This is a genomic window from Anaerococcus vaginalis ATCC 51170 (genome assembly GCF_000163295.1).
Taxonomy (GTDB): domain Bacteria; phylum Bacillota; class Clostridia; order Tissierellales; family Peptoniphilaceae; genus Anaerococcus; species Anaerococcus vaginalis.
On the sequence record NZ_GG700527.1, the window covers coordinates 1,364,258 to 1,377,009 of the forward strand.

The 12,752-nt window shown below is 31.1% G+C and carries 2 protein-coding genes; both read right to left on the bottom strand.

Features of this window, described 5'->3' with window-relative positions:
- Positions 1–19: 19 nt before the first annotated feature.
- Positions 20–5,419: a SpaA isopeptide-forming pilin-related protein gene (locus HMPREF0078_RS06455; RefSeq protein WP_004839334.1), complete on the bottom strand. Its 5,400-nt coding sequence runs from the start codon at positions 5,417–5,419 to the stop codon at positions 20–22.
- Between the two features lie 51 nt (positions 5,420–5,470).
- On the bottom strand, positions 5,471–12,646 hold the full coding sequence (locus tag HMPREF0078_RS06460) for a SpaA isopeptide-forming pilin-related protein (RefSeq protein ID WP_004839335.1): 7,176 nt from the start codon (positions 12,644–12,646) through the stop codon (positions 5,471–5,473).
- Positions 12,647–12,752: the final 106 nt, after the last annotated feature.

Sequence of the window (12,752 nt, forward strand, 5' to 3'; positions counted from 1 at the left end):
TAAATTTTAATTTTTGCTATTAATTTTTTTCAATTTCTAGCGCTTTGTTTTTCTTTTTGTTGTAATAATAAGCCGCAAGAATCATAAGAACAAGTCCTATAATTGTAAATCCAATCCAAGCTCTAATACCATTTGTCATTGGAAGAGATACTTTCCTATTAATAATTTGCATTACATCAGAATTATCTGCCTTTGGCTCAACATAGTCTACATAAACATAAGATTTTTCATCATTTTGTTTTTGTTTTTCTATGTTATCAAGTAAAGCTTGTAAATTAGCTGGAATTCTTCCAGAATTAAAACTATACATAGCTTCAACTGTTTTTCCATTTGCAATTAAGCTTGTTTTTATTTCATCATTTCTAGCTACACCATAGTCTAGTGCATTTACCTTTATTACAATCTTATCAGAAGATTTTTCAGCTCTTGCAAGTTCTTTCAAACTAAATTCTACTCTCTTACCTTCAAATTCTGTTGGTAAATTAGCAGCTATATTCGCATCAGCTTTTGTCTTATCTGATGGTTTTTCTCCTTTTTTAAGTCTATAAACCTCTACGTTTCCAGATCTGTTATCTGTATTATTGATGTAGTCGATTATAAATTTATCGTTATCAGAGTAAGTTTTTTCTTCGTTATTTGGATTTATTACATAATACATTTCTAACAATCCAAGACCTGAAGTAGTTCTGTTTGTTAGTGTAGCATAAGCTACTGTATCATTAGCATCTGTAGATTTTTCATCCTTTTTAATATTTCCAACACTTGCTTGTGATTTTACTCTAAGTTTTCCATCAATTATAGCAAATTCTCTTACAAAACCATCAACTTTTGAATATCCATCTGGAGCTTTAACTTCTTTTAGTGCATAGTAGCCATTCTCATAGAATTTAAATTCTATAAGTCCATCATCTCCTGATTTTAGAATATTATCATCTGACTTTGTATAACCTAGCGGAGCTTTTTCAGATTTTTTCAAGAATATTCTTCCCTTACCATTATTTTCTTTGTATAAGACGAATTTATCTTTTTCGTAATCTGCATCTGGATTTTCTTTATAATAAAGCTCAAATTCTGCACCAGCAAGTTGTTTACCATCCTGGTCAGTTTTCTTAAACTTAATTATTTGCTCTTTAAGATTTACAATTTCGATTGGAACAGTAGAACTTATTTCTTCAACTTGTTCGCTTCCATCTTCTTTGACTATTTTTCTTACAATTCTACCAGTTTTTTCAACAGTAAACTCGTAAACAGCACCTTCAATTTTTTTATAACCAATAGGTGGATTAAATTCTTGCACTTGATAATCTCCTTCTTCAAGATGATCAAATCCAAATGTTCCATCTTCTTGTGATTGTTTATCAAAACCATTGACATACTTAAAGAGTCCATCTTTTGTATCTTTTTTGTACAAACCAAAAGTTGCACCTTTTAATGGATTTTTCTTTGAATCAACCTTTTTAAATAGTATTTTGTTAGGTTTATTTATAGCTTTTATACTAAACTTAGCTTCTCCTGTATTTTTTTGTTTAAAGACGTAAATACTATTAACTCTTTGTACATAATATCTTGTTATAGCATCTTCAAGATATACTGTTGATTCATAATCAGTTTCTTCTCCAACCTTTAAATATCCTGTGACTTTTACAATATAAGAATCATTTTGGCTAACATTTGAGCTTTCTAAACGATAATTTGCACTTCCACCTTGAGCAACACTCTCCCAATAAGCTTTATGATACTTAGTTGTTCCTGGGCTGTTATCATTAACTCCAAAAGATTCAGGCATGTATAAGTTAATATTTTGACCAGAATTATTATTCAATGCTTGTGTTTCTATTTCCAAATTTGTAACTAATTGATTTGGTCTATAATAGAAATTCAATGGACCAGATGTTTTTCTTAGCTTGTTAATGTAGAAGTATTGTTCAAACTTACCAGTTTTTACATCAAAGCTTGTTATCTTTGATGCCATATTAAGATGTGTATTACCTACTATATTTTCAGCCATTTCTGGATCATAAGTTACTCGCATGTTCTTATAATTTTTAGTATCATTTCCTACTCTCATTCCAAGTTTTTGAGTAGAAGAATTTTGAACTTTATATAAGTTAATGTGGGCTGTTAAAGCATTTGAAAATTCTATCAATTCAAATTGTCTAGCATAATCAGTGAAAGTATAAATTATTCTATTATTTTCTCTGTCATACTCTCCTTTTGCTATTGTACCAACTCCATCAGCAAAAATATCTATATTCTTATTTTCATTTCTCAATATTCCCCATAGATCAATATTGTCACTAAGATTTAATACAAAATAATCTCCAGGATTAATATCAAGTCCATCCTTTGGTTTGAATTTATTTTCAAATAACATACTTTGACCAAGATGAGGTCTTATTTCATCATTTCCTGTAGTATTATCTCCCTTTTGCTTGTGCGGTCTAAGAATTTCTATACTTGAATCAGTCATTTCTATTGAGTCAGTAAGATTTTTCCCAGTTCTTTGAATAGGTCCACTGTATGGGTCAAGTTTATCTCCACCGATTGTAAAGTTCCAAACACTATCAGATTTTACATATCCTGGATGAGATTCAATTTCTTCAAGCCTATAATTTCCTATAGGAAGTCCTTCAAATGTTAAATTTCCATCTTCTCCGATAGTTTCAGTATATTCTGATTTGCTTACAGGCTCTCCCTTTTCATTTTTCTTCGCACTCGTTCTTGTTAGTTTGAATTTTGCTCCGATTAAATCGCCTGCTTGATTTCTAAATCCTTTTAAACTTTTTCCTTTATCATCAACTTTATTTACACTTATTTTACCTTTTCCAGGTTTTTCGTTGATAATTTTACCCATGTTCTTAGCAGTTGCTGCTGTTACATAGTCAATTAGTTTACCGTCGGTTTCTTTTCCATCATAATGGTAAATTGATTTATTTTGGTAATTTATTCTAATATATCCATTTCCTTTTGGAATAATTTTTTCGTAACCAGTAGTTGGATCTGTTATTACTAAATCTTCCTTTGAAACTTCTATATTGAAGTCTATAATTGGATCTTTAATTTGTTTGTAGCCATTTGGTGCCTTTACTTCCAAAACTCTATAACGGCCTTCTTTAAGACCTCTAAATCCAAAATATCCATTGAAAGCTGATGATACATATTTTCCTTCAACATCTTCCCAGCCATATTGTGGACCTAGATAAGTTTGAATTTTAAATACAGCACCTTCTAGTCTATTTTTAGTAATTTTCGGATCATTAATATCTAATCCTTCTTCATCTCTACCATGTTTAGAGAAGGTTATATTATAATCAGACTGTTCATTGTTAATGCGTAGTCCCTCGTTATCCACAGTTTCACTATTGTTAGATTCATACAATGAATTGATATTTGCACTTGTAGTTACTGATGAAAGTTTTCCTACCTTATCTCCTATTGCAGGATAAATTCTACCAGTATCCCACCATGTTCCACGAGCATCATACCAACCTTTACTCAAATAATTTGGATATTTTCCTTTTTTATTTGGATCTTCCTTATTTGATGTACTCATTTTACCAAAATTAGTATCACCTGTAACACCAAGGTTAATGTTACCTAATTGATAAGAACCGCCATCAACAAAATCATAGTTCTTATCAGCTCCACCACGGTGTTGGAATTTTCTTTCTCCTTCATAGAAGTCGATTTTTATATCAATATTTTCTAATTTTTTAATATCATCTCTATTTTTAGGAATTCTATCAAAATATCCTTCAATGTCTATAAAATAAACACCCTTTTCAATATTTAATTGGTCCTCATCAAATCCCCAATCGAATGGTCTCCATCTTGCAGTATTAACCATTGAAACATTTTGATTTGAAATGTCGTACTTGTTCAATACTTCATTAATATCTACGCCATCTGGGTTTTTGATTTTATAAGTTGTTCTATAAGCTGTTTTTACTCCTCCGGTTTCTGTTGTTGGAGCTGCTGCTGTACCATAATCTCTTTCATCTCTTTTTATTACTGGATTTATTTGTACATTTATTTTTTCATTTCCAGTATATCCTCTCGTATCAATATAGATTCTTTGAACATAAGTTCCTAGAGTAGTATCGATATTTGTAATTTTTGATGAATATTTTATTTGAGCGTTAGAATCATTTAAGTTCTCTCCAGCTTTTGCCTTGTCACTTGCAACATAGTTTGCTGGTGCGTACTCAGGACCTGTTGATTTAATTATCAATTGTCCTTTTTCTTCAATAACATGGAGCTTCCATGGAGCTGGAATTTTTTTGTAGCCAACTGGGGCTTCCACTTCTTCTACTTGATAATAAGCATCTTTTTGTAGTTTTACAACTTCTCCATTTTTATCAATAAATCTTACCAAACCATCCTTATCTGATGTAGCAGTCACTTCCTCAAATTTTTTATCAACAGTTGTGTAAGTTTTATCTGTATATTTTTTAATAGTGAACTTTGCACCTTTTATATACTTACCATAAGATTTTTGTTTTAAGATTTTAAATTCTATACCAGTTTGTTTATTTGTAATTGTTGCTGTATTATCTAATAATTCTTCACCGTCAACTCTTGTTCCTCGACGTTGTTTTTTATCAACTTTTGGCTTAATCTCTCTTACAAATTCAATGTTATAAGCTGCAATTCTTTCTCCTGCTTGTTTTTCTGGCACTGGCAAATTTTCTGGCCAATCAGCTGGTTTTTGTGCATCTGGTTCATTTTTCCTATCAAATGTTACAGAATATTTATATTCAGCTTGTCCATTTTCTCCATCTACATCAACTTCTATTTCGCCTTGTTTTAAATTAGGATCGTCAGTTGTTATCGTATCAAATGGAATTTCTTTTGTTAAACTTACAGGATTTGTTGTTCTAGATTCTGGTCTTTTCTTTGTACCATGATGATATTCGTTAGGAACTGGTGCTGGATCTTCTTTTGTTTCTTCTGTTTTTTCTTCATTTCCAGTTGCAACGCCATCAGCTAGCTCCCTCTTATATTTTCTATAAAGTTTACCAGCTTTTCCTTCTACAGTCCAAGTTTCATCCTCATATTTGTCAGGCTCTGGAACATCAATTGTACTTGGTTGAATATCATTTTCAAATTTCCAAACATAATCATAAGTTATAACTGGGCCTTTGTTAATTTTATCTTCACTTGCGTAAGATTCCCCTATCCAGTTTGTGTTATACCTTGAACTTCTTGTATTAGAAATATAATCTGCACCTAGACCTATTCCTTTACCATCTTCATAGTATGTTTCTATTTCGACTAATATATTACCTTTTACGCTTGAAGGGATTGAATCGTTTTTCAATCTAAAATGATTTTTAACAAAATCTTGAGTAAATCTTACATTAGTTATTTCTGTCTTTGTTCCTAGATTGTCTAAGCTTGATCCTGTAACAGTGTACACTTTTACTATAGCTTTTTTAGGATTATTGGCTCTAACGTCAAATTCCTCTGGTTAACTGTGAATTTGGATTTTACGTGTCGTAGGTGCGAATTTTGATTCTCCAAACAAGAATACCTGCTTAAATTTATTATCAACCTTATTGATTTCTGTCATTCTAGTTTCTAAAACTATTCCAGGATCATCGGTAGCTTTTATTGTTGATAATTGCGTCTTTTCAGACCTAGCTGGATCAATATTTTCCCAATCACTCTCAGCTCTTTGTGCATTTTCCAAAAGATTTCTTGGATTTATTTCAGAAATTTCAAGTCCTTCATTTTCATCTCTAGAATCTTTTGCCATTCTTGCTAGATAATATGTTCTATTATTTATTAATTCTTCATTTGCATTATCTTTATTGGAAAGTGATCTAGCTGACTTAGAATTTAAAAGTGATGTATTTTGGGCATTTTGATTATTTTGTTTTATAAAAGTTTTTCCCTCAGCTGTAATTGTTACTGTCCAATCTGTGTCTACTTTTTCGTAACCTGAAGCAGGGCTTTCTTCTACCAAAGTATATGTTCCTGGTTCAAGATTTGTGAAAGTTATCATACCTTTTTTGTCGGTTGTCATATATCTTTCATCTTGTGAAGGATCTGGTCCTATTAATTTGAAAGTTGCTCCTTCTATTGCTTGATTAGGATCTAGCTTTCTTACTTTTTTAACTTTAAATTGGAATCTTTCTTTTTCGTTTGTTACATCAAGTGAGTCCTCTGAAATATAAGTTCCTTTTATATTCCCAGCCTCTCCAATTATTGGGTCAGATTTTTTGATATCTGAAACTTTTTCGTAGTAATCACTCTTCCAATAAATTTGATTATCTTCTGAGTACCAATCTAATCCAAGACCAACTCCACCATCTTTATTTCTGTATGGAACTTTTACATCAACTACTATAGGTTGTTTTGTAGGAGGCAATGTCATTGCCAAACGGTTAGGTTCTCCGTATCTTCCTGCTTCTGCTTTTTCAGATTTTTTAACTTCATCTGTTATATCTTCTACATTGTAATTTGCAAGTCTTACATCTGAAATTAATCCTGTTACTGGCTTATCTAATTTGAATACTTTGTATTCAGCATCTCCATCATACCAAGTCATATTATCATACTGTGGTTTTTCTCTGTGGATTGACACTTTTGTATTTTCTTCAATTTCGGATGCTTCTGGATTTATTATAAATCTTTGAACAACGTAATTTTTTTCTTCATTTATTGCAATAATTCTTGTTCCTAAGTAACGTGCGTTTTGATTATTTCCTGCCCAGCCTGTCCATCTATTATCATAATTTGTGAACTTTGATGTATCTCTTCCTTTTACATTAATCCAATTTCCGCCTTGAGCAAGGATTGATTTTATATCAGTTTGTGTTGAATCTGAAACATAGGTATAAACTTTTGTTTTTCCGTCACTTACTTCAAGAACCCATTTTTGATCAAGCTTTTTATATCCTTTTGGAGTTTCGATTTCTTTTAGAACGTATGTTCCATCTTGCAATTCCTTATTAAATTCAACTAAACCATTAGCATTTGAAATTCCTTCTGCTATTGTTGTAGTTTCTTTTTTATCTGTTATTGCAAATTTTGCTCCTGGAAGAGCCTTGCCGTCATTATCTTTTTTGTAAACTCTAAACTTTGTTCCAGCTGGCTTATTACTTACTGGGATTGTTAGATCTTTTCCTTCATATCTTCCGCCTACTCCAGTGATAGAATTTTCTGTAATTCTTACATTTCCATCGTCGTTTACTATAACTTGCCATTTTGTTTCAAGTTTTTTATATCCTTCTGGTGCTTTACTTTCAATTAAAGTATATGTTCCAGGCGCAAGCTCTGTGAAGTTTACTATACCTTCATTATCTGTAGACCTATTTATTGTATTTCCATTTTTTGAAGTTAGAGTAAATACTGCTCCTCTTAAATCTTTTCCTGTTGATTGGTCTGTTTTCTTTATTTTAAACTTACCAGCAGTATAAGGGAAGTTTGGTAATTTTACTATTTGAACATAAGTTTTTGGTATTTCTTTTCCAGATTGACTAGCAGCAGCTGAGTTATAATTTCCTTTTTGGTAAGATGCAGTTTGCCTGTTACCATCAGACATATAATATAGTCTCCATCTTTGCTTATATTTTTCAAAGTCTGTTACTTTAAAAGTTTGCATTATAACGTAACCTTCATCTGCATTAGAAATTGCTGGCACATCTATTTCAAGAGGGTGTCTTGCATGATTATATTGGTTTATAGTTCCAGATGATTTAATATTATCTTTATTGTATCTAACTGCAAGGTTACTTTGTCTATCTTGGAATGACGAAGTAAAATCGTCTCTTGAATACACTAAGTTATATATTTCAGGATTTTTTTCAGGACGTACACCATAAGATAAAGGCATGTATTTGAATTTTGTATTTACAATATCTTTTGGATTTCCATGAGTTCCATTGTAGTAATCTTTGTATGGATATACTTTGTAAATTTGCATATTATCCAATTCATAAGCTGGTGGTCCATCTGCTGGGTAGTTTTCCATACGTGGAACTCTTTCTTTTTGAATTGCTGATATCCAGTCGTATCTTAAAGTCCTTGCCGCTTTCGATTTTTTTTCATCTACTGCGTTGTAGTAAGATACTCCTTTAAAATATTTTTCTCCATTTTCTTCATATATATCTGTATAGTAATTTGCAGTTAATGGTCCTGGTCCTTGATTCCAATACCATTCATAATCTGCATCTATCGTATATGAATTTTTTTGGGCTACACCATCTGGATCCAATATATTTGTTACTGTCCATTTTCCACTGTATTGTGCCCAATATTTATCTGGAATTATTCCATTAATGTCTAGTTTGAAATTAGCAAAGTCTTGTTTTTGATTTTCTGTAAATATATAAGTCAAAAGATTAGTTTGGTAGTCAAAATATGCTTTTGCTATGACTTGACCATTTTCATCTCTTAAATCTGGAATTTCATAAACATATTGTACAAAGTTTAAGTTAGGATCAAATTGTATTTTAAATACTGAGCCTGGTCTTGCTCCTTCTATACGAGCCTCTGCATGATAGTGGAGTGATTCAAATTCATAAGCTTCCCATACACCTGGTTTATATCCTACAGAACCTGATCCTGGTCCTTCAGGAAGCGTCATTTCTTGACTAGCATTCAATACTCTTAATTTTTCTCCTGTGTCAGCAATATCTTTATTTTCTATATAATAATCTATACCATTAGTTGGTGTTCCAACTCCATCCAAGAATTTTGCTGTATATTTTACTGATCCATTTTCACTCACATTTACTTCAAAGTAAACATCTGATTCATTGTGATTTCTTGGAGCTTTCTCTTCTTCTATTCTATAGGTTCCTGCTGGAAGTTTTCCAAAATCTGCTTGTCCGTCTACGCCTGTTATAACTGTTTTTAATACTTTTCCTTCTTTATCTTTTAGGACAAAGTTTGCGTTTGCTAATGGATTTCTTTTTTGTCTATCATCATCTACTTTTATGATTTTTACAGACTGTTTTGGCAACTCTTCGTTTTGAATTTTTATTATGCTCTCATTGTCGTCTGCGTCGGCTGACGAAATATTTACGTCTGCTTGTATCCTTGCATTTTTTGATGTATCTTGTGGAGGATCGGTCAACCAATCGTAAGATACTGATGTAGATTTATTTCCTGTTGCTGTGACTTTTACCAAAAATCCCCAATCATTTGTAAATCTTTGTTTAGGAAATTTTATTTGTGTACCAGTTTTTCCAGTATAAGGATCTTTTACATTTTTATTTGCTGTTATATCATCATCTACGCCTCTGTTTAGGACACTCGAACCAAGATTTTCTGCATTTTCAACTGTACCTTGGTCTTTCATAGCTTGTACAATTTTATCTCTATAGTATGGGTCGACATCAAATACTTCTACTGTTTGTATTTGTCCACCGTTTACGTTTAGATTTAATCTTGTATCTCTATTTGTTGAACCTCCGGTATAATTTGCTCTTGGTTTTAGGTAAATGTAGCTTGTTATATTTCCATTATCATCTATCTTTGCAAAATCCATTGAGTTCATATAATCTGGCCAACTTGGTTTTTGATTATGTTCTCTAAATTGGGTTTGTGTTTTTCCTCCTGTAATACTTACATTATTTCCGCTTACAGATATTTTTCCATTTTTAGACACTATAACTTCTTTTTCTTCTTGGTCTAATTTATATCCTGTTGGTGCTTTTGATTCTGAAAGTACGTAAGTGCCAGGTTTTACGTTTGAAAATCTAGCTTGACCATTATCATCTGTGATAACTTCTCTTACTCCATCAGCATTTTCTAATGTAAATGTTGCTCCTGATAATTTTTTATTTCCATCTTTTGCATCGGTTTTTACTATTGTAAAGTTTGCATTTATGCTTTCGTCTTTTTCTGATATCCAGTTTACAAGATGATGAACTTTATCATCTGATTTTTGGTAATTAGCTACTTCTGTGTAGGTGTAGGTTTTTGTACCTTCTTGAAAATCAGCTGGGAATTCTTGAATTAATTTATGATTTATTTTTTCTTCTTTTCCATCAGCAGAAATATTCCATGTTTTTACCTTATCAAGTACCAAATCTCTTTGACTTTTATAGTCTGTTTCTCCAGGAACATCTATTGTTTTTATTGTATTTCCTTTTTCATCTTCAACTATAATCTTTTGGTCTGGAATTTTTTGGGTGTCAAGTTTATTCCAACTTTGATTTACTTTTACATCTTCATATTTATTTATGTTTACTCCAGCTAATGTATATCCTGCTTCGTCTTCATCTATATTAGTCTTGTATTCGTAAACTGCTATTCTTCCTGGAAGTTGAGGTTCGCTTGGATTTGTTTCTTTTTCTGGAATAGTTTTATTTAAGTCTGTTTCTCCAATTTTTTCAACCATCTTGCCTGTTGTTGTATCTATTCCATAAACTGCCATTTTTGATGATGTTAGGCTTTGTTTTCCTGATAATTCTCTTGTTTGAAGAGGAAGACCATGATTTTCATCTCCTGTAGATACTCCATCTGTAACTGTCCATTTTGCAGAATCATTGCTTGTAAATTCTCCCATTATTGTAGTTCTATTATTCATTCCTACACGAATGGATGTATCATCTTTTACTTTTTGTTCAGGATACCCTTTATCAAAAAGCAATCTTACTGCACCAGTTTTCCCTCTATTTTTAAGTAAAACTGAAAAGTCTATCATGTATGTTTGTTGTTTTCCCATTATTGGTGTTTGGAAATTAACTACAACATCTTTTGTTGACTCTTTTAGGGTATGATTTTTGGATTCTCTTATACCAAATTTTCCTTCGATTTCGTTTGTTGTTATATCATCTGAATCAATAGGTTTTCCATTTAAAATAATATTTTCAAAATTTTTTAAACCTGATCCTTTTACTAGAGTAGCGTTTGAAATAAGTCCTAAATCCAGTAAGTCTTTTGTTGCTGAAAAATGTACTGTCCAATCAATTGCAGTTAATTCTCCATCTGTCAAAACAGGAGTACCATTTGCATCCATATATACTTGGTAATCTTCTCCTTGATCTACAATTTCTAAAACTTGATGACTTCCTGGTTCTGCAATTGTATTTATTACATTTCCCTTATCATCTACTACAACTTGTGGCAATTTTGTTTCTTTTACTCCAGGTCCACTTATTGTATTTTGTATAAAATGCTTTTTAGCATCTCCATCAAGTTGTTTAATTTTTGCAACATTATAATCAACATCAATATTTAGAGGAATTTTTGCATTATCTTTAATTTGTTTTGTTATTCTATATGTGATTGTATTAGTTTCCTTATTATAAGAAGGAGTTGCTATTTGATCATTTTTGTAGGTTATTGGTTTTAGACTTTTTGGATCTTTTACTATTAGCCTATCGTCAAGTTTTATATCAAAATGTTGACCTGGTTGTATAGAACCAGCTTGGTTTGATGTTTCAAACCTTGTCATGATTGTGAATTTATTGTTTTCTAAACTAGGTTCACTTTCTCTATTTTGGTTTGCTCTTACTTGTACCTTTGCTGGTTCATCTTGACCTAAAAATAACATTCTAAGTTTTGGCAACAAGCCTTTTTTCTCTGTAGTTTTCTTTTCTTTTTTATCTTCACTTTTTTCTTGTGTTTGTGTTTTTTGTGAAGATTCTTCTTTTTGTTCTTCTTTTTTTGGTTCTTGTGTAGAATCTTTTTTATCTTTATTTTCTGTGTTCTCTTTTGTATTTTCCTTTGATTCTACTTGGACTTCTGTTTTGCTTTCCTTGTTTTCTTTTGTATCTTCTTTGTTTTTTTGTTCTTTTTTATCTTGTGAAAGATTTTCTTTATTAGAAGAAGATTTTTCATCTTGTACTTTTTCTTCTTGGCTTTGGCTTGGAGCATTTTCTTGCTCTTTTTTATCTTGAGCCTTTTGTTGTTCGGTTTGTTTTTCTTCTTTGTAAGCTTTTAATTTATTGTAATCTTCTTCTAAGGAGTTTGTATTATATAATTTTATTTTATCTTCACGAATTAGGGCAAAAAGATCCCCTTGGTTTTTGATTTTCAAATTTCCCTTTTCGTCTTTTTCGTATAGTTCGAAATTAGGGTCTAGGCTTGTGTATTTGATAAATTCTAAGTTAAATAATAATTTATCTTCATCAAATAATTTTTGAATTCCTTTTTCATTAAAATCAAAATCATCCATTATTTTTAAATCTATGTAGGAATAATTTTGACCGTAAATATTCTTATCTTCGTCTTCTTCAAGCTTTTCTAATTGTTCTTTTGTTACAATTTTATAGCCTTCATCTTCTTTTATGATTTCCAAATCAAGGTCAAGACCTTGGGAGTTTAGCATATCTTTTACTCGCCAATATTCCTTGCTAGCCTTTTCGTTTGTATCGAAATATCCATCTTCATACAATTTTAGGTCATTTCTTTTTATAAGCCTAAATTTCGAAGTGGTATCGGGCATAGAAATTGCTATAGAAAATTTATTTTCGTCCTTTTTCTTTTTGCTTTTGTCATAAATTTCCTGTGATTTTAGGATTGAAAAATATACATCGTCATCATCTTTCATCTCCTCTAATCCCTTTATAGAATTTGGTTTTTCTTCTTCAGCTTTTGATGAGCTTGCAAAAGCTGGTAACATCACTTGTAAAACCATAAAAACAGCCATAACAAATGACATCATTTTTCTTAAAATCTTTTTCATAATAACTCCTTTTTGAAAATTTGATTTTTGTTTATAATTAATATTTTTTCTTCTTTAATTAGCTTTGAAATTTGAATTTTTTCAGTGTAATCAATTAAAGAAATTG